The organism is Nonomuraea jabiensis (assembly GCF_014204795.1).
GTDB classification, from domain to species: domain Bacteria; phylum Actinomycetota; class Actinomycetes; order Streptosporangiales; family Streptosporangiaceae; genus Nonomuraea; species Nonomuraea jabiensis.
The window spans coordinates 3,244,260-3,261,316 of sequence record NZ_JACHMB010000001.1; the positions used below are offsets into that span (position 1 = coordinate 3,244,260).

At 71.6% G+C, this 17,057-nt stretch carries 17 protein-coding genes and 1 tRNA gene; 7 read left to right on the forward strand and 11 right to left on the reverse strand.

Going from position 1 to position 17,057, the window contains the following annotated elements:
* Positions 1 to 29: 29 nt before the first annotated feature.
* Together HD596_RS14460 and HD596_RS14465 are read right to left on the reverse strand one after the other, a co-directional pair.
* Positions 30 to 431 (reverse strand): hypothetical protein, encoded by a 402-nt coding sequence (locus HD596_RS14460; protein ID WP_185069741.1) that lies wholly within the window; start codon positions 429 to 431, stop codon positions 30 to 32.
* 40 nt (positions 432 to 471) lie between these two features.
* Positions 472 to 1,215: a PAS domain S-box protein gene (locus HD596_RS14465; protein ID WP_185069742.1), complete on the reverse strand. Its 744-nt coding sequence runs from the start codon at positions 1,213 to 1,215 to the stop codon at positions 472 to 474.
* A 78-nt stretch (positions 1,216 to 1,293) separates the two neighbouring features.
* Here HD596_RS14465 and HD596_RS14470 point away from each other — a divergent pair, with 78 nt between their 5' ends.
* Entirely contained in the window at positions 1,294 to 1,572 is a 279-nt protein-coding gene (locus HD596_RS14470) for a hypothetical protein (RefSeq protein ID WP_185069743.1), read from the forward strand.
* A gap of 3 nt (positions 1,573 to 1,575) precedes the next feature.
* On the opposite strand, the gene HD596_RS14475 is transcribed toward HD596_RS14470, so the two are convergent.
* Entirely contained in the window at positions 1,576 to 3,804 is a 2,229-nt protein-coding gene (locus tag HD596_RS14475; protein ID WP_185069744.1) for an alpha/beta fold hydrolase, read from the reverse strand.
* Entirely contained in the window at positions 3,801 to 4,706 is a 906-nt protein-coding gene (locus HD596_RS14480) for an ABC transporter ATP-binding protein (RefSeq protein ID WP_185069745.1), read from the reverse strand. The genes HD596_RS14475 and HD596_RS14480 overlap by 4 nt, the downstream gene beginning before the upstream one ends.
* A gap of 135 nt (positions 4,707 to 4,841) precedes the next feature.
* On the opposite strand from HD596_RS14480, the gene HD596_RS14485 reads away from it, so the two are divergent.
* The 3 genes from HD596_RS14485 to HD596_RS14495 are packed head-to-tail and all read left to right on the forward strand — an operon-like array spanning position 4,842 to position 7,083.
* A complete protein-coding gene (locus tag HD596_RS14485) occupies positions 4,842 to 5,975 on the forward strand; it encodes a sensor histidine kinase (RefSeq protein ID WP_185069746.1) in 1,134 nt (377 codons plus the stop codon).
* Entirely contained in the window at positions 5,960 to 6,610 is a 651-nt protein-coding gene (locus tag HD596_RS14490) for a response regulator transcription factor (RefSeq protein WP_185069747.1), read from the forward strand. The genes HD596_RS14485 and HD596_RS14490 overlap by 16 nt, the downstream gene beginning before the upstream one ends.
* A complete protein-coding gene (locus tag HD596_RS14495) occupies positions 6,610 to 7,083 on the forward strand; it encodes a hypothetical protein (protein ID WP_221519323.1) in 474 nt (157 codons plus the stop codon). Before HD596_RS14490 ends, HD596_RS14495 begins: the two co-directional genes overlap by 1 nt.
* On the opposite strand, the gene HD596_RS14500 is transcribed toward HD596_RS14495, so the two are convergent.
* The 3 genes from HD596_RS14500 to HD596_RS14510 form a co-directional block, all read right to left on the reverse strand.
* Positions 7,049 to 7,972, reverse strand: coding sequence for an aminoglycoside phosphotransferase family protein (locus HD596_RS14500; RefSeq protein WP_185069748.1), 924 nt, complete (start codon positions 7,970 to 7,972; stop codon positions 7,049 to 7,051). The two genes, HD596_RS14495 and HD596_RS14500, sit on opposite strands and share 35 nt — an antisense overlap.
* A 102-nt stretch (positions 7,973 to 8,074) precedes the next feature.
* Positions 8,075 to 11,215: an AfsR/SARP family transcriptional regulator gene (locus HD596_RS14505; protein ID WP_185069749.1), complete on the reverse strand. Its 3,141-nt coding sequence runs from the start codon at positions 11,213 to 11,215 to the stop codon at positions 8,075 to 8,077.
* 83 nt (positions 11,216 to 11,298) lie between these two features.
* Positions 11,299 to 11,451, reverse strand: a complete 153-nt coding sequence (locus HD596_RS14510) for a hypothetical protein (protein ID WP_185069750.1) — start codon at positions 11,449 to 11,451, stop codon at positions 11,299 to 11,301.
* Between the two features lie 84 nt (positions 11,452 to 11,535).
* Here HD596_RS14510 and HD596_RS14515 point away from each other — a divergent pair, with 84 nt between their 5' ends.
* Positions 11,536 to 12,492: a LysR family transcriptional regulator gene (locus HD596_RS14515; RefSeq protein ID WP_185069751.1), complete on the forward strand. Its 957-nt coding sequence runs from the start codon at positions 11,536 to 11,538 to the stop codon at positions 12,490 to 12,492.
* A 75-nt stretch (positions 12,493 to 12,567) separates the two neighbouring features.
* Here the strand turns inward: HD596_RS14515 and HD596_RS14520 are convergent.
* Positions 12,568 to 12,640 (reverse strand) — tRNA-Arg (locus HD596_RS14520).
* A gap of 190 nt (positions 12,641 to 12,830) precedes the next feature.
* Between HD596_RS14520 and HD596_RS63740 the strand changes: the two genes are divergently transcribed.
* Both HD596_RS63740 and HD596_RS14530 read left to right on the forward strand, forming a co-directional pair.
* Positions 12,831 to 14,048 carry a sensor histidine kinase gene (locus tag HD596_RS63740; RefSeq protein ID WP_221519324.1) on the forward strand — a complete coding sequence of 406 codons (1,218 nt, stop codon included), beginning with the start codon at positions 12,831 to 12,833 and terminating at the stop codon, positions 14,046 to 14,048.
* Positions 14,045 to 14,668: a response regulator gene (locus HD596_RS14530; protein ID WP_185069752.1), complete on the forward strand. Its 624-nt coding sequence runs from the start codon at positions 14,045 to 14,047 to the stop codon at positions 14,666 to 14,668. Before HD596_RS63740 ends, HD596_RS14530 begins: the two co-directional genes overlap by 4 nt.
* Positions 14,669 to 14,685: 17 nt before the next feature.
* Here HD596_RS14530 and HD596_RS14535 read toward each other — a convergent pair whose 3' ends face one another.
* The 3 genes from HD596_RS14535 to HD596_RS14545 are packed head-to-tail and all read right to left on the reverse strand — an operon-like array spanning position 14,686 to position 16,865.
* Complete coding sequence (locus tag HD596_RS14535) at positions 14,686 to 15,903, reverse strand: hypothetical protein (protein ID WP_185069753.1); 1,218 nt, start codon at positions 15,901 to 15,903, stop codon at positions 14,686 to 14,688.
* On the reverse strand, positions 15,900 to 16,382 hold the full coding sequence (locus tag HD596_RS14540) for a SigE family RNA polymerase sigma factor (protein ID WP_313044033.1): 483 nt from the start codon (positions 16,380 to 16,382) through the stop codon (positions 15,900 to 15,902). The genes HD596_RS14535 and HD596_RS14540 overlap by 4 nt, the downstream gene beginning before the upstream one ends.
* A 24-nt stretch (positions 16,383 to 16,406) precedes the next feature.
* On the reverse strand, positions 16,407 to 16,865 hold the full coding sequence (locus HD596_RS14545) for a MaoC family dehydratase (protein WP_185069754.1): 459 nt from the start codon (positions 16,863 to 16,865) through the stop codon (positions 16,407 to 16,409).
* Positions 16,866 to 17,057 lie beyond the last annotated feature (192 nt).

Below are 17,057 nucleotides of genomic sequence, written 5' to 3' on the forward strand. Positions count from 1 at the left end.
CGGGGGGAGCCCGATCAGGTCAGCGCCGGCTAGCTTTCGCCGAGCAGGCGCCTGCGCAGGTAGGGGCCGGTGGCCTCGGACGGAGGCACGGGAGCCATCCCCGCGGCGATGAGCTGGGCGCGCAGGGCGACGACGGTGCGTTCGAGGGCGCGGATCTGGGCCTGGAGCTGGCCGATCTGGTCGCGCATCGCCGTGGCCGTGCTCTGCTCGCTGATCAGGTCGGTGCTGAGCTGGGAGGCTTGGTTCTGCACCCTGCTCAGCTGTTTCTCCATCTGGCTCAGCGCGTCCTCATAGATCGTCTTCGCTCTGAGGAAGGCCTCGGCGTCCACTTTGGAGCGTTCTAACTCGGCTTGGCGCTCGGCCTGGAGGATGGCGGTCTGCTGGGTCTTCTTGTTGGCGTCGGTGGCGGAGCGGAAGGCCAGGTACGCCACGCCGAGCGGGACGATCCCGAGGGCGACCTGGATGAGGATGTCAGTCAGCGTGGCCTCCTTCCACTGTGCGTATGACGCCGGTGTACGTGACCCCGTCGTCGCTGTGCCAGGCGTTGACGGTCAGCGCGATGGCGAACTCCGTGCCGTCGCGGCGCAGGCCGACCAGCGGGATGATCCGACCGGCCAGCTCGGAGTGGCCGTTGACGCGGACCTTGGCCAGCCCCATGTCGTGCTTGTCGCGGAAGCGCGCCGGCATGAGCATGGTCAGCGGCCGCCCGACCGCCTCGTCGGTGCTCCAGCCGAACATGGTGGCGGCCTGCGGGTTCCACGACTGGATGATCCCGGCGGCGTTGGCGACGATCACCGCCGAGCCGGAGCCCGGGAGCCGGTCGAGCGTGACGGCCTCCGGCCAGGTCGCGATCAGCGTGATCCAGCCGCCGAACGCCAGCCACACCGCACCCCCGACCCAGCCGCGCGGATTGTCCCCGGTGAACGTCGAGACCAGGAACACCAGGCCGTACAGGAGGACCAGCGCGGTGGCGGCGGCGAAGGCCATCCGGTCGGAGCGCAGGAACATCTGCACCAGGCACAGCATGCCGGTGGCGAGCCAGAGCACCGCCCAGACGTCGAGCGGCGCGATGGAGGCCAGCACGGCATAGGAGGCGGTGGCACGCTGGCTCGCCGGCGCGAAGGCCAGCGAGGCGGCGATCGCCAGAGATAACAGGCCGACGAACGCCAGGGACGCGCCGCGCCGCCCGATCCGCCGGAGGACTCTGTTACTCACGGTGGCAACAGTAGTGCAGAGAGTGAATGTTTCGCGGGATTGTCAGCCCAGAGCCGAACCCCCAGGCACAATGAGGCCATGGCGGCCTTCGAGAGGCTCACGATCGAGGAAGCACGTGCCCTGACCCGCGCCGAACTCCTGCCGCGGATCGAGGAGGAGCAGAAGTACTGGTACGAGCGCATCCACCGCTGCCAGATGAAGCCGGGTGACGACGAGGCGTTCCGGATCTTCAACCGGATCCTGCACGTCACCGCCGACCTCGGCCGCACCCACGACGACACCGAGGCCCTCCTCCAGAGCAGGTCCCTCGACGCGGACTACTGGCGCAAACCCCTCGGCGAGCTGGGCCTGCTCTGAGGCTCACGCCGGGTGCGGGCAGACGGTGCCCTGGGCGGGCAGGCGCAGGCTGGTCAGGTAGCGGTTGACGTGGGCGATGATGCAGGAGTTGTTGCTGTTGTAGAGGCCGTGGCCGTGCCACTGGTACTGGACCGCGGCCGAGCCGGGCACCCGCCGTACGAGGTCCGCGACCCCGTCGAAGTCCGTCCAGGAGCCGACGCCCAGGAAGGGCGGCAATCCCTTGGCGGGCAGCGGCGCGGGCGGGTTGGTGACCGGAGTCGGCCAGCCGACGCAGGCGAGCGAGTGCCACAGCTCGATCCCGGCGACGTTCGGCAGCAGGCGCTCACCCTCGCGGCGCTCCTCGCGGTACTCCTCGTAGTCGCGGAATCCCAGGCCGTCGAGGCAGTGGGTCATGTTCATCCCGATGAACGCGGGAACCTTCTGGCTTTTGGTGCTCTGCCGGACGTAGCCGGCGAACCCTGAGGCGTCACCGCCGGCGGCCCGCTTGATCGCCTCGGCGAGCTCCGTCCACCGGGGGAACTCGGGTTCCGGACCCGGCGAGATGATGCTGGGCGCGGCGGCCTCCTTGATGTCGAACCCGCTGTAGGCGACCCGCTCTCCCTCGACCGGCACCGGGGAGCGGTCGGCCCGGGCCACCAGCGCCCGCCAGACCTCGCCGACGTCCTGACCGTGCAGCGCGCAGGTGGTGGTCGCCGCGCACCAGGCCGCGAAGCGGGTGAAGGACTTTTCGTGAGAGAGCCTGCCCTGCGCGCGGTCCATGTACGGGTTGACCGTGCCGTCGAGCACCATCGCGCGCACCCGGCCGGGGAACAGCCGGGAGTAGGCGATGCCGGGCATGCCGCCGTAGGAGTTGGCGACGAAGCTCAGCTGCTCCTCGCCCAGCGCGACGCGGATCGCCTCCATGTCCCGCGCCACGGAGGACGAATCCATGTGGTCGAAGAACTCGGGATCGGCGGCGCGGCACCGCTCGGCCGCCGCCCGGTTGCGCCTGCCCACCTCGGCGTACTCGTCGCGAGTATCGGGCCAGGTGATCCACGGGCCGGAGACGAGGCAGTCGTACGGCAGCACGCCCTTGTCGATGGTGTTGCGGGGCTCGACGCTGACCACGTCGAAACGGTCGCGGAGCTCGGCGAAGCTGCCCGAATTCTTGGCCAGGTTCTCCACGCCCGAGGCGCCCGGCCCGCCGGGGATCGCGAACACCGTGCCGATCCGGCGTTCGGCGCCGGTGGCGGGCAGCATGCCGACGGTCAGCCGGATCTTCCGCCCGGACGGCTTGGCCCAGTCCAGCGGCACCTCGATCGAGGCGCACCGCATGTCCTTGGCGCCGTCCTTACAGGCCGCCCAGGCTAGCGAGGACGGGCCGGAGCCCGGCGAACCGGACGCGGCGGCGGGCACCGCCGACACCAGGACGGCGGCGGCCGTTCCCACCGCCAGCGCCCTGATCCTGCGCCCCTTCAGCGAGATCGTCGCCGCGCCCGCCGTCAGTGCGGCGACCACGTACGCGACCAGCAGTCCCGCCGCCGCGGCAGGCGGCAGGATCCCGCCGCCGACCCCCGCGATCTGGAGCGGCAGGTTCTCGATCATGAACGAGCCGGCCTGGGCGCGCAGCGGCATGGGCAGCGTCTTGGCCACCACCGGCAGCACCACGATGATCACGATCAGCGCGACCAGGGCGCCCGGGGTGGAGCGGACGGCCGCCCCGACGCCGAGCCCGATCAGCGCGACCGCCGCCATCGACAGCCCGGCGAGCACCACCGAGGCGAGCACGCCCGGCTCCGACAGCGGAGTGCCCAGCGTCTGCCCGTCGCGGAGCAACTGCCCGGCCCGGTCGCCGAGCACGACCATGGCCCCCGCGTGCATGCCGAACGCCAGGAGCTGACCCGCCACCAGCGCGACCGCGGCCAGCCCCGGGATCTTGGCCAGCAGCAGCACCTGCCGGCGCGGCACGGCCACCAGGCTCGTCTGGATCATCCCGGTGCTGTACTCCGAGGTGATCGCGAGGGCGCCCAGCGTCGCGAACACGAAATAGGCGACCGCGATCCCGTTGCCCAGGCCGTCCCCGTTGCCGGTGAAGCCCATCCGCTCGTGGAGCGGCTGGTTGTCGAACCCGCGCCCGATCATGAACGCCACCCCGGCGCAGGCCAGGACGGCCGCCACCGAGCAGGCCAGCAGGTAGAGGTTCGAGCGGAGGGAGCGGAGTTTCTGCCACTCCGAAGCGATCACTTCGGTCATCGGATGCCTGCCTTGTACTCGGTGCTGTCCTCGGTGAGCCGTACGAACGCCTCCTCCAGGGACGCGGCACGCGGGGACAGCTCCGCGAGCGCGATCCCCGCAGACAGCGCGAGCACGCCGATCCGGGCCGCGTCCAGGTCCCGCACCGACAGGGCGCCGTCGTCCTCGGAGGTCACCGCCGCCCCGTGCGCGCGCAGCACGCCGGCGAGCCGCTCCGGGTGAGGGGTACGCACCAGCACGTCGCGCTGGAAGTGCCCGGCCAGGGCTTGCATGTCGGTGTCGGCGATCAGCCGGCCCCGCCCGATGACGACGACGTGGTCGGCGGTGAGCGCCATCTCGTTCATCAGGTGGCTGGACAGCAGCACGGTGCGGCCCTCGGCCGCCAGTGAGCGCAGCAGGTCGCGGAGCCAGCGGATGCCCTCCGGGTCCAGCCCGTTCAGCGGCTCGTCGAGCATCAGCACCCCCGGGTCCCCGAGGAGCGCCGTGCCGATCCCCAGGCGCTGCCGCATGCCGAGCGAGAAGCCGCTGATCCGCTTGCCGGCGACGTCGTTCAGGCCGACCTGATCGAGGACGGCGGCCACCCGGGCGCGGCCGATGCCGTTGCTGCGGGCCAGGCAGGCGAGGTGCGCGTACGCGCTGCGCCCCCCGTGCACCGCCCCGGCGTCCAGCAGCGCCCCCATGGAGCGCATGGGCCGGGGCAGCGACGCGTACGGGCGGCCGTTCACCAGCGCCTTGCCGGCGGTGGGCACCTCCAGGCCGAGGACGGCACGCATGGTGGTGGACTTGCCCGCGCCGTTCGGGCCGAGGAAGCCGGTCACCAGCCCCGGTTTCACGGTGAACGTCAGGTCGTCGACGGCCACCTTGGCGCCGTATCTCATGGTCAGTCCGCTCACTTCGATCATGTTCTCCCCCCGGTCGTCCGGTTGACGGCCGCCAGCCTGCCGGTCCGGCGGGCGGATCTCGATGGGGGTGCGCCCACCCACGGAGGTAGGTCTGGGCCTACCGACTGCGCGCCGCGCGTCGGGCAGACTGCAGGCGTGACCTGGATCCGCCGAGCGTGCGCCGCCGGTGGCGGGCTGCTGCTGAACGCCGCCACGGGCGTGGCCGCGTCGGCGCTGATCGCCCTGCTGCTGGTGAGCGCCGCGCTGGTCCCGGTGGCCGGGCTCGGCGTGCCGCTGCTGCGCCGCGTGCTCGCGCTCGTCCGGTCCCTGGCCGGGGTGCAGCGGGCCTGGGTGCGGCGCGTGCTCGACCCGGATCCGCGGCCCGCTCCGCACGAGAGCGGGCCCCGGCGGGAGCTGGCCTGGCTGGCCGTGCACGCCGTCACGTGGCCGGTCCCCGCGCTCGTCGTCTGGGGGCTGCTGGCCGCCTTCGACTACATCTACTTCCGGGTGAACGTGGTCCAGACCAGCATTCTGAACACGTTCTCCCTCAGCGTCTCCGCCGCGGCCATCGCGACGATCACCCTGGCGGCGCTGCCCCTGATCAGAACGGGACAGGCACGGCTGTCGGCGCTGCTGCTCCTCCCGGAGGCGACCGCGACGGCACGGATCAGGCAGCTGACCGAGTCGCGGGCCGTGGTGGTCGACGCGCAGGCGGCCGAGCTGCGCCGGATCGAACGCGACCTGCACGACGGCGCGCAGGCCAAGCTGATCGCGATCCGGATGAACCTGGGGCTGGCCCGCGACCTCCGCGACCCGGCCGAGGTCCGGATGATGATCGACGAGGCCCGGGAGATCGCCGGCCAGGCCCTGACCGACCTGCGGGACCTGGTGCGCGGCGTCCATCCTCCGGTGCTGGCCGACCGCGGCCTGGCCGGCGCGGTCGAGGCCGCCGCGCTGCTGTGCCCGGTGCCGGTGGAGGTCGAGATCGACCTGCCGGGCCGCCTGGAGGCGCCGGTCGAGTCCGCGGTCTACTTCGCCACCGCCGAGGCGCTGACCAACGTGGCCAAGCACAGCGGCGCGTCCCGTGCGTGGCTGCGGGTGTCCCACGCGGGCGGCCTGCTCCGGGTGGCGGTACGCGACGACGGGCGCGGCGGGGCCGACCGAGCCGCCGGCACCGGCCTGCGCGGCATCGACAGGCGCCTGTCCGCCTTCGACGGCCGGCTCGTCGTGCGCAGCCCGCCCGGCGGCCCGACCGAACTCACCATGGAGCTCCCGTGCGCGTTGTCATAGCCGAAGACCTCGCCCTCCTCCGCGACGGCCTGATCCGCCTGCTGACGGCGAACGGCTTCGAGGTGGCCGCGGCGGTCGACAACGGCCCGATGCTGCTGGACGCGCTGACCCGCGACCGCCCGGACGTGGCCGTGGTCGACGTGCGGCTGCCGCCCGGCTACTCCGACGAGGGGCTGCGAACCGCGTTGGAGGCCCGCCGCCTGGTGCCCGGGCTGCCGGTGCTGATCCTCTCCCAGTACGTGGAGCAGCTGTACGCCCGCGAGCTGCTCTCCGACCGGTCCGGCGGCGTGGGCTACCTGCTCAAGGACCGGGTCGGCGACGTCGACCGGTTCGTGGACGCGGTACGCCAGGTCGCCGCGGGCGGCACCGTCATGGACCCCGAGGTGGTCGCGCAGCTGCTGACCCGGCGCAGCCGGGACGAGCCGCTGGGCGGGCTCACGCCGCGGGAGCGGGAGGTGCTGGCGCTGATGGCGGAGGGCCTGTCCAACCTCGCGATCGCCGCCCGGTTCCAGGTCACGGACAAGGCGGTCGGCAAGCACACGAACAACATCTTCGCCAAGCTGGGCCTGCCGCCGTCCGACGACCACAACCGCCGGGTGATGGCGGTCCTCACCTACCTGCAGCACGTGACGTGATGGGGGCCCGCCACACCCCGGAACCCCGGTTCGCCGCAGCGTCAGCCGCGGGGCCCGGCGGAGGGCGGCACGATCCGGACCCGCTCCTCAGGGCGGCTGTCGAGGTCGTCGAGCTGCTCGCGGAGCGGCTCGCCGGCGTCAAGGACGAGGGGCTGGAGCTGCCGGCGATCACCGGCGTGTTCGACACCCCGCGGCCCTCTACCTCTACACCTGTGAGTCGGCGTGCTACCGGCAGATCAACCGCCACCCTGCGCGATCCCGACCGCACCCGCGTCGTTCCGTACCTGCCTTACCTGCGGCTGCTGTTCTCGGCCGTGTCGCGGGGTGTCGCTGGACCTGCGGGCGCAGTACCCGCTCGGCCGGACCGTGACGTGGTGGGGCGTGTCCTCGTGCACGTCGACGTGAAGGCGGAACGCGGCGGCCTGTGCACGGTGACGCTCATCGAACTGGCCGAGCAGCACCTGATGGCCTGAGCGGGTGGTCATCCAGGATGCGGTCCAGCGTGCGCCGGCCCATCCGGCTCATGGGCGGGTTGCTCCTGAGGTAGTACCAGACGACGCCCATCGCCTGCTGGAAGGCCCACGCTTTGCCCCGCTCCCATTCGAGGTCGTCGCACCCGAGGTCCGAACGGAGCACCTGCCGCGGCCCGGCCTCGAGCAGATGCCAGGCGCTCACGAGATCCAGAGCAGGGTCGGCCGGTCCGAAGCCGCCGACGTCGAGAACCCCGGCCAGCCGGCCGGCGGAGACGAGCACGTTGCCCGGGATGAGATCAGCGTGGGTCATCACGTCGGCGTCCTTGCGCGGCAGACTCCGAAAGTCCTTCCACAGCCGCCGGAGCCGGGGAACGTCGAGGAGCTGTTCGCTGTGCTCGAAACAGGTCTCCATCCACTCGTCATGGGCCCGCAGGTCGCCTCCGCGGCCTTTGCCGGCGAACGTACGGCCACGCGTGTCGACGGCGCGCAGGTCCTTGATGAGATCGGCCAGGTCGTGGGCGAACGCGACCGATTCGCCCGGGTCCTCGTCGGTGGCCACGGCACCGGGCAGCCAGGTCTGCACCGACCACGGGAGAGGGTATCCCGCGCCGGGCTCACCGAGCGCGACCGGCTCGGGCGTGGGGAACCGGGTACGGCCTGCCAGCTCGCGGGCGGCTTCCGCTTCGGACTCCAGCCAGCCTCGAATCGCGTCGACGTGCCCGTCCTGCAGAGGGAACCGGGCCGCGAAGCGGTCGCCGACGCGGAAGATGGCGTTCACCGTCCCATGGGACGCGATGCCGGTGATCGGCAGGCTCCGCCACTCAGGGAACTGGTCGTCCACCAAGGCGCGTACTGTCTCCGGCGACACCGTCAGTTGGTTGGCGTGCATGTCCACGCTGGCAGCGTTCCGTGTCCCGGCCTTTGCCCGCAACGCCTTTTCGGCCCCCCAAGGCGGCGCGATCGATCGGCTGCGTGTGGGGGCGCGCGTCGTTCACGAAGCGAGCGTGATCTCGGCCAGCTCGCGCCAATCCCGCGCCGCACCGTCACGGGTCGCCTCGGTGAACAGGGGTTCACCGAGGCGATTCCGCGTCTCCTCGGCGATCCTGGAGGCGTCCGGCAGCGAACGGTCCGGCGTGCCGCGTACGCTGTCGCTCGCCCCGAGCAGCCGCGCGGCCTGCTCGTACTCTCCCTGGCGCAGCGCGAGATCCGCGATCCCGATCAACACCTCGGCGACCGCCGGTGGATACGCATGCTCTGCGGCCGCGTGGAGCGCCTCGGTCCGGTACGCACGGGCCGTCTCGAGATCCTCGGCGAGGTAGCCGTACAGGTCCAGGGTCTGGGCGCGGATGGGGCCGAGCTTGTCCGCGTCGCCCAGCATGGCCCGCACCGTGGCCAGGTGCTCGTGTGCCTGGTCCGGCTCGCCGCGCCAGCGCGCCAGCGCCGCCTTCGAAAGCGCCAGTTCAGCGAGCGCGTCCGGCCACGCGATCCCGCCCGCGCACCGCTGCGCTTCCGCCATGGCGGACGCGCTGGATCGCTCGTCGCCGAGCAGCCAGTACAGCTGCGCCTGCCGCGCCCGCAGGCCGATCACGTCCTCGGTCGCGCCTATCTCGGTCAGCGCCACGGCCGCCTCTTCGTAGTGCTCACACGCGCGGGTGAACTCGCCGCGCATGGCGCGCCGAGCGGCCAGGAAGGTCAGCGCCAACGAGATCCCCCACCGGTCGCCCAGTGCGCGGAACTCCGAAAGGGCGGTCTTGGCGTCGATGTCCACGTCGGTCTCGTCGCCGCCGAGCGTGAGCCGGAATCGGCCACGGGTGAGCCTGGCCTGCGCGCGTACCCACGGGTCCTCGCCGGCGATGAGCGGCTCCAGCGCGGGCAGGAAGTCCGTGGGGCCCTGCAGCATCCGCTCCAGCAGCGCGACGAACCCGAGCAGCGGGTGTCGATACCCGCTGCGCTGGGACAGCCGGTACGCCTCCTGGATCCACTCCCGCGCCTGGTACTGATCGCCGCCGACCCCGGAGGTCACGAAGATGGTCACGACGAGGCACGCCAGCGCCCGCACCTCATCGGACACCTCACCGGGCAGCGAGACCGCCGCGATGCTCAACTCGGCGCCCTCGACCCTGTGCCTGCCGTAGTAGTACCAGCCCGCGGCCCCGACCAGCCGCATCGCCTCCTCGGCCCAACCCTCGGCGATCGCCCCGCGCAGGGCCACGCTGATGTTGTCGTACTCGGCCTCGAGCGTGGACAGCCATTCCAGCTGCTCGGCCCGGCGCAGGTGCGGATCGGCCGTCTCGGCCAGCTCGGTGAAGTAGGCGAGGTGCGCCCGGCGGGCCGGCTCGCTCTCCCCGGCTTCGGCGAGGCGCTGCGCCGCGTACTCCCTGATGGTGTTGAGCATCCGGTAGCGCGGCGTGTCCCCGCCGTCGGCGAGCAGCAGCGACTTCTCCATCAACGCGGTGAGCACGTCGAACACCTGCTCCCCGGCGAACGCCTCGCCCCCGCACACCCGTTCGGCCGCTTCCAGGCTCGCCCCGCCGGAGAACACCGACAGCCGCCGCAGCACGCCGCGTTCGGCCTCGGTCAACAGGTCCCAGCTGTAGTCGACGACCGCGCGCAGCGTCTTGTGCCGGGAGAGCGCCGTACGGCTGCCACCGGTCAGCAGACGGAAACGGTCATCGAGCCCGCGTGCCAGCTGATCGACGGACATGGTGCGCAGCCGTGCCGCGGCCAGCTCGATCGCCAGCGGCATGCCGTCCAGCGCCCGGCAGATCCGCGCCATGGTCGACAAGGTGTGCGGGTCGGAGCCGATGTCCTTGCGCACCAGACCCGCGCGGTCCCGCAGCAGCCGCACCGCGGACGAGGACGCCACCTCGGAGGGGTCGGCTCCCTCCGCGGGCAGCGCGAGCGGCTCGACCCCCCACAGCACTTCCCCGAAGATACCGAGGGGTTCCCTGCTCGTGGCCAGGATCCGCAGCCTGCGGCACTCTCCCAGGAGCCGATCCGCGAAGGCCGCGGCCGCCTCGATCACGTGCTCGCAGTTGTCCAGGATCAGCAGCATCGTGCGCTCCCGGACCGCGGTGATGAGCCGATCCATCGGGTCCCCGGCTCGCGCACCGCCGAGCAGGGCCTGGTCACGCAGGCCGATCGCGGTGAGAACGGCCTGCGCCAGCTCGCCGCCTCCCCCCACCGAGGCCAGCTCGACCAGCCACGCCCCGTCCGGCAGCTCGGTGAGCATCGTCCGCGCGGTCTCGGTGGCCAGCCTGGTCTTGCCCGAGCCGCCCGCCCCCGTCAAGGTGACCAGCCGGTGCTTGACGGCCAGCTCGGCGACCGCGGCGATGTCATCGTCCTTGCCGACGAAACTCGTCAGCTCGGCGCGCAGGTTCGTCCTGCGGTTCTCCGCCCGCTCGCCCAGCTCGCCACGGAGCAGCGCCGTGTGCAGCGCGGACAGCTCGGCCGACGGGTCGGCGCCCAGCTCCTCGGCGAGCCGCTCGCGCGTCCGCTGGTACAGGGTCAACGCCTCGTTCCCACGCCCGGCCTCGGCCAGTGCTCGCATCAAGGCCGCCACGAACCCCTCCCGCAGCGGGTACGTGGCGACCAGCTCGGTCAGCTCGGAGACCAACTCCGAGCCGTGGCCGAGGCGGAGGTCGGCATCCACCCGATCCCCGAGCACGGCGACGTAGAGCTCGTTCAGCCGGGTGACCGCGGCGTCGAACGTATCGCTGCCCTGCAGGGCGATGTCCGCCATGGCCGTACCACGCCACAATGCCAAGGCCGAGCGCAGCAGATCCGCCCGCGCCGCCGGCTCGGCGGCACGGGCCTGACCGACCAGCTGCTCGAACCGGCTCACATCCACCGCATCGACAGCCACGGCCAGCCGGTAGCCGCCGGAGTCCGCCTCGAGCACACCGGCCGGCAACACCCTGCGCAGCCTGGACACCAGCGCCTGCAAGGCGTTCACTTCGTCCGCGGGCGGCTCTTCGCCCCAGATCCAGTCCACCAGCCTCGAACGCGTGACGATCCGGCCGGGTTCGAGGGCGAGTGCGGCCAGCAGCGCGCGCAGCCGAATCCCGGGAACCTCGACGACGGCCCCATCATGGTTCCGGACCTCGAAGGGTCCCAGCAATCCGACTCGCATATCGGTAATTGTGCCGAACAGTGGTGATAACTACCGCCACTGCGTGCAATCCGCAGACACCGCCGCCCTTCAGCGATCCGTCATCACAGGTCGCGCTTCGGCTTCTTCTTCGTGGGCGGCCCGCTTGTGACGTTCTGAGCGGTCAGCCCCGGCGGATGCACCAGGCTCAGGAGGATGCCGATCTGGGCAGTCGACAGCGGCATGCTGCTGCTGAGCAGCTCTTTCATGGGGATCATGGGTCCAGCCTGAGGGAGATCGCGACGCGGGGTCCAACACCGGAAAGGCCGGGATTAACGCGGATCTGTTGTTAATGTTGCCGCGTGGACCTGCATCCCCGGCTGCTCAGGGTGTTCGTGACCGTCGCCGAGGAGCTGCACTTCGGCCGCGCCGCCGCCCGCCTGTACGTGGCCCAGCAGGCGCTCAGCCGCGACGTGCGGCGGCTGGAGGAGCAACTCGGGCAGGCGTTGTTCACGAGGTCCACCCGGCGCGTGGAGCTGACCCCGGCGGGCGCGCGGCTGCTGTCCGGGGCCAGGCGGCTGCTCGCGCTGCATGACGAGCTGGTCGCGGAGCTCTCCGGCGCTCGGGGGCCGCTGCTCGTGGACGTCAACATGCAGGGGCACGAGCCGCCGCAGTCGCTGGTCAGGGCCAGGGAGCTGGCGCCGGGAGTGGAGATACTCGCCCGCTTCCACGGCGGCCTGGCCGCCGGGGTCGCCGCCATGCGGGAGGGGCGCCTCGACGTGTCGTTCGGCCGGTTCGCCGGATTGCCCGCTTCCGTACGCAAGGGCCTGGTCCAGGTGCCGGTACGGCTGGATGCCCTCGCCCTGCTGGTGCCCGAGGGGCATCCGCTGGCCGCGCTGGAGGAGGTGCCGCTCGGCGCGCTGGCCGAGTTCCCGCTGGACGCCCTGGCGGGCAACCCCGCCACCACGGAGTGGACCGACCTGGGGGAGCGCCTGGCGGAGGAGTTCGGACTCACCCTGGCCCCGCCACACGCGCCGCCGGTCGGATCCCACGAGATGGGCCTCTACCTGCAACGGCACCGAGAGCCCGTGCTGGCCACGGCGAAGGTCGGCGGAATCCCCGGCGCCGTGGTGCGGCCGCTGGTCGATCCCGTGCCGCTCGCCCTGGAGAACCTCGTCTTCCCCGAGGGCCTGCGGCATCCGGGTCTGGACGCGCTGCTCCAGGCCGTGACGGAGATCGGCGGCGCGGGACGCCGGCCGCCGCACTCGTGGCTGCCCGAGGCCGATGAGGCACTGCTGAGGCGGTCGCTATCCGGTTAGCGAGGTCGCTGGATCGTCGTGACAAACACGAAGGCCCGCTCCAGATTTTCCCTGGTAGCGGGCCTTGCTGCTGTGCGCGGCCGAGAGGACTCGAACCCCTAACCTTCTGATCCGTAGTCAGATGCTCTATCCATTGAGCTACGGCCGCTCGCTGCGTAAGCAAGCATAGCGGGTTCTGAGGAGTACCTCGAACCAGATATCGCAATCATGCGCTCGCGGAGTCGGACCGGAGGATGATCTCGCTGGTCGACCGGGGGATGGCGGTACATCGAAGGGTGTATCCACAGGCGGGTCCCGTGCAGGAGGGAACAGGGCGTGTCGGGTGGTGAGATGGGGGCATGAAGCGGGAGGCGTTGGGGGCCGGGGTGGCCTTTGCGGTGGGGGTGGTGCTCATCGCGGGTGGGGCCGCGCTCCAGCGGGGCGTGCCCGTCTGGCTGCTGTGCGTGCCGCTGGCGATCACCTGTGCCGGGGTGGTGGTGCGGCAGCGGGCGCCCCTCGCCTCGCTGGGGCTGGGGGTCGTCGCGATCACGATCGACGCGTTCGTGGGGCCCTCGCTGGCGACGGTGCTGATTTTCACTGACAACCTCTATGCCGCGGCGCTTTACGGGCCGGTTCGGTTCGCTCGGTGGCTGCTCGGGATCACCGCGGTGCTGGCGGTCGCGGCCGGGGCCGTGGCGGGGTTACTGGCCGCGGACTGGTGGCTGCTCGCGGTCATGGGGGTGCAGGCGGGGCTGGTGCTGGTGACGCCCGTCACCACGGCGCTGGTGCTGCGGGAGCATCGGGATCGGGCGGCGGCGGAGCGGGAGCGGGCCGAGCAGGTGGCTCATCTGGCCGAGCTGGACCGGCAGGCGGCCGTCGCGGCGGAGCGTACGCGGATGGCGCGCGAGCTGCACGACATGATCGCCAACCATTTCAGCGCCATCGCCATCCAGTCCACCGCCGCGCTTTCCCGCAAGGATCTCGATCGGGCGACCGTTCGGAAGGTCATGGAGTCCGTACGGGAGAACAGCGTGAAGGGGCTGGCCGAGATGCGGGCGATGATCGGGCTGCTGCGGCAGGAGGGTGACGATCCCGCGGAGGCCATGCGGCCTCGGCTGGCCGACGCGCAGACGTTGGTGGAGCGGGTCACGCGGGCCGGGCTGGTCGCCGAGCTGCGGGTCGAGGGGGAGCCGCGGGAACTGCCCGCCCCCGTCGATCTCGCCGGATACCGGATCCTGCAGGAGGCGCTCACCAACGCGCTCAAGCATGGGGAGTCGCCCGTCCGGGTCGTCATCACGTACGAGGCGGGGCGGGTTCTGATGAGTGTCGGGAACGCGGTCGGCGGGCGTGGGGCGCGGCTGCCCGGCGCGGGCGCAGGGCTGATCGGGATGCGGGAGCGGGTCTTGCTGGTGGGCGGATCTTTCGAGGCCGGGGCTTCGTCGGACGGTGATCGGTGGCTGGTGTCGGCCGAGTTGCCCACCGGTGAGGAGCAGGTGGTGCCGTACGCGGCCGTCCTGGGCTTCGGCCCCCGGGACAGGGAGTTCGGGGCCGAGGCGCGGCCGGAGGGGGCGCGGTGACGATCAAGGTGCTGGTGGCCGACGATCACGCGGCGGTCCGGGCGGGGATCGTGCTGATCCTGGACGGGGTCGAGGACATCGAGGTCGTCGGCGAGGCGGCGGACGGGGAGCAGGCCGTGGCCATGGCCCGGGAGGTGCGCCCGGACGTGGTGCTGATGGACGTGCGGATGCCGCGGCTCGACGGCATCTCGGCCACGCGGGAGCTGGCGGGGGTCAGCGATGTGCTGATCCTGACCACGTTCGATCTCGACGAGTACGTCTTCGGGGCGCTGCGGGCGGGGGCCGCCGGGTTCCTGCTGAAGAGCACCGACGCCGAATCGCTGGTCGAGGCCGTGCGGCTGGTGGCGCGCGGGGATGGGCTGATCTCGCCGGGGGTCACGCGCAAGCTGATCGCGGCGTTCGCCGGGCAGGCGCCGCGAAGGGAGCCGGTGGCCGATCCGGGAAGCCTGACACCTCGGGAGCGGGAGGTGCTGGCCTGCATCGGGCGGGGGTTGTCGAACGCCGAGATCGCCAGAGAGCTGGACATGGCAGAGGCCACGACGAAGACGCATGTCAGCCGGGTGCTGAACAAGCTGGGGCTGAAGAGCCGGGTGCAGGCGGCGATCTACTACTCGGGGTAGCGGGCTCTGCGGGGGAGTCATCGGGGTACGGCCGCCAGGTTCAGGACGATGTACTCCTTGGCGTCCTGCACCCTCGACCCGGTCCACCAGAAGGGCGTGGTCGAAGGCGACGTCGAGTAGCCGTTCCCCACCGCGCCGTCTCCCGCCGCGAACGGCCGCTCCCCGAGCTTGGCCATCACCCCGGTCTCGAAGTCGTACACGATGCTCAGCGGCACCCCCCGCTTCATCGGCTCGTCCAGCACGCCGAAGATCGCATACCGGTCACCCAGCAGCCCCCTCGGCTGCAACTCCTGAGGCAGGGTCTTCGGCTCGGACCCGTCCACGCGCTGCACGATCCCGCGCTGCCCCCGCGCTCCGGCGCACCACTCCGGATGGCACTGCATCGTCCTCACCCCGTCGGGCAGGGAGACCTCGGTCGACTCGCCGGTCTCCAGGTTGACGATCCGGTTCTGGACCAAGGGGGAGCCCGTGCCCGCCGCCCAGGGCCAGGAGGTCAGCCGGAGCCCGTCGGTGCCGGGCAGCCGCTGTGGAGTCCCGCCGGTCACGGGCATGCGGTAGACGCCGCCTCCCCCTCTGACCGACCAGACGAGGGTGTCGTCCGGGATCCCGAACGAGTCGACATCCGCCGCCACCTGGCCGACGCGCCTGGCCGCGCCGCCGGCTCGGGGCATGATCCAGAAATCCACCGGCCCACCGCTGAGCGGGCCCGTGTACCAGGCGATGTACCGCGTTCCCACCGCCACGTACCGCAGGTTCTGGGGCTCGGGGATGGAGCCCAGGATCCGGATCGTGCCGCGCGCCGCGTCGTACACCTCCAGCCGCCGCTCCTTCCCGGCCTTGGCCAGCAGCAGCACCTCGGTCGCGCTCATGCTGGTCGCCACCTGCGTCCGCCAGCCCTCGGAGTCGTAGGCGGGCACTCTGACCACGGCCCGCGGCCACAGCTCTTCGGCCGACCTGATCCCGTCCCAGCCGGGCAGGGTGATCGTCGCGGGCTCGGCCCGGCGGTGGCCGTCCGGGCGCGAGACGATCGCGGCCGTACCCGCCACGACCGCCACCACCGCCGCGGCGGCGAGCGCCACCCGCACGCGCCGCCTGGTACGCCGGGAGCGGCGCCGGCGGGCCACGCCGTCCGCGAGGTCGCGGTGTTCCATCTGGACGGCCGCAGTCCGCAGGGTCCGGACCAGATCGCGCTCGTCCCGCACCGCGTCATCGCGCCTTCCCGAAGCCCCGTTCATCGCGCCTCCTGCAGCACTCGCTTGATCCGGAGCTTGTCCAGGGCGCGGGCCGCCTGGCTGCGTACGGTTCCGCGGGAGACGCCGAGGATCTCGGCGATCTCCTTGTCCGAGAGGTCCTCGTAGTAGCGGAGCACGAGTACGGCCCGCTGCTTGCGGGGCAGTTCCTGGAGCTCGGCCCAGAGGTCGGCGTCGCCGTACCGGTCAGGTTCGCCGCGCTCGGGGACGGCGGCCACCAGGTCCTCCCGGCGCCGGCGGCGCCACGACCTGATGTGGAGCCTGACCATGGTCGTGCGGACGTACCCCTCAGGGTCGTGCTTCTTGCGCACGCGGGGCCAGGCGTCACCCAGCCGGGCCAGGGCCTCCTGTACGAGATCGGCCGCGTCCTCGGAATTTCCGGCCAGCACGAAGCCGTACCGGAGCAGCGCGTCGCCCCGGGCTCGGACGAACTCGTCGAAATCCTCCACGAACCCAGGGATCACGCGGGGCGCGCTTCTGTTGCAAACCTACTCGGCGGGCACGTACAGGCTCAGCGTCTCGGCGATGCAGGCGGGCCGCTTCTCGCCCTCGATCTCGATCGTCATCTTCAGGTTGGACAGGTAGCCGGCGGGGGTGCCCTTGACGTCCGTCAGCTCGCCCACGGCCCTGATCCGGGCGCCGACCATGATCGGCCGGGGGAAACGGACCTTGTTGAGGCCGTAGTTGACGCCCATGGCGATCCCCTCGACCTTGACCATCGAGAACATGAACGACGGCAGCAGCGACAGGCTCAGGTAGCCGTGGGCGATCGTGCCGCCGAACGGCCCCTCCTTGGCCCGCTCCACGTCGACGTGGATCCACTGGTGGTCGTCGGTGGCGTCGGCGAAGAGGTTGACCTGGTCCTGGGTGACGGTGCGCCACTCGGTCGGGCCGAACTTCTCGCCGACGGCCGCCTTGAGCTCCTGAACATTCGCGAAGGTCCGCATGGGTCCGAACGCTATTGCGCAGGCGGGACGGCTGCCAAGTTCGGCGCCGCCGCGACCTGTTGCGAAGATCTTTACTCGAAACCATCGCATAGGTGTTCGAGTCCGCGCTACAGTTCTATGTACCGCAATCGAACAAGGGTTCGGCCTGGTGAGAGGGGGTGTGTCCGATGACGGTGCTGGCGACCGCCCCTG

What these genes read in the sequence shown, in the direction of transcription:
- HD596_RS63740 (WP_221519324.1), top strand. Translation starts at nt 12,831, where the DNA reads ATGAAGCGGGAGGCGTTGGGGGCCGGGGTGGCCTTTGCGGTGGGGGTG.
- HD596_RS14470 (WP_185069743.1), top strand. Translation starts at nt 1,294, where the DNA reads ATGGCGGCCTTCGAGAGGCTCACGATCGAGGAAGCACGTGCCCTGACC.
- HD596_RS14510 (WP_185069750.1), bottom strand. Translation starts at nt 11,451, where the DNA reads ATGATCCCCATGAAAGAGCTGCTCAGCAGCAGCATGCCGCTGTCGACT.
- HD596_RS14545 (WP_185069754.1), bottom strand. Translation starts at nt 16,865, where the DNA reads ATGCGGACCTTCGCGAATGTTCAGGAGCTCAAGGCGGCCGTCGGCGAG.
- HD596_RS14480 (WP_185069745.1), bottom strand. Translation starts at nt 4,706, where the DNA reads ATGATCGAAGTGAGCGGACTGACCATGAGATACGGCGCCAAGGTGGCC.
- HD596_RS14475 (WP_185069744.1), bottom strand. Translation starts at nt 3,804, where the DNA reads ATGACCGAAGTGATCGCTTCGGAGTGGCAGAAACTCCGCTCCCTCCGC.
- HD596_RS14505 (WP_185069749.1), bottom strand. Translation starts at nt 11,215, where the DNA reads ATGCGAGTCGGATTGCTGGGACCCTTCGAGGTCCGGAACCATGATGGG.
- HD596_RS14495 (WP_221519323.1), top strand. Translation starts at nt 6,610, where the DNA reads ATGGGGGCCCGCCACACCCCGGAACCCCGGTTCGCCGCAGCGTCAGCC.
- HD596_RS14500 (WP_185069748.1), bottom strand. Translation starts at nt 7,972, where the DNA reads ATGCACGCCAACCAACTGACGGTGTCGCCGGAGACAGTACGCGCCTTG.
- HD596_RS14535 (WP_185069753.1), bottom strand. Translation starts at nt 15,903, where the DNA reads ATGAACGGGGCTTCGGGAAGGCGCGATGACGCGGTGCGGGACGAGCGC.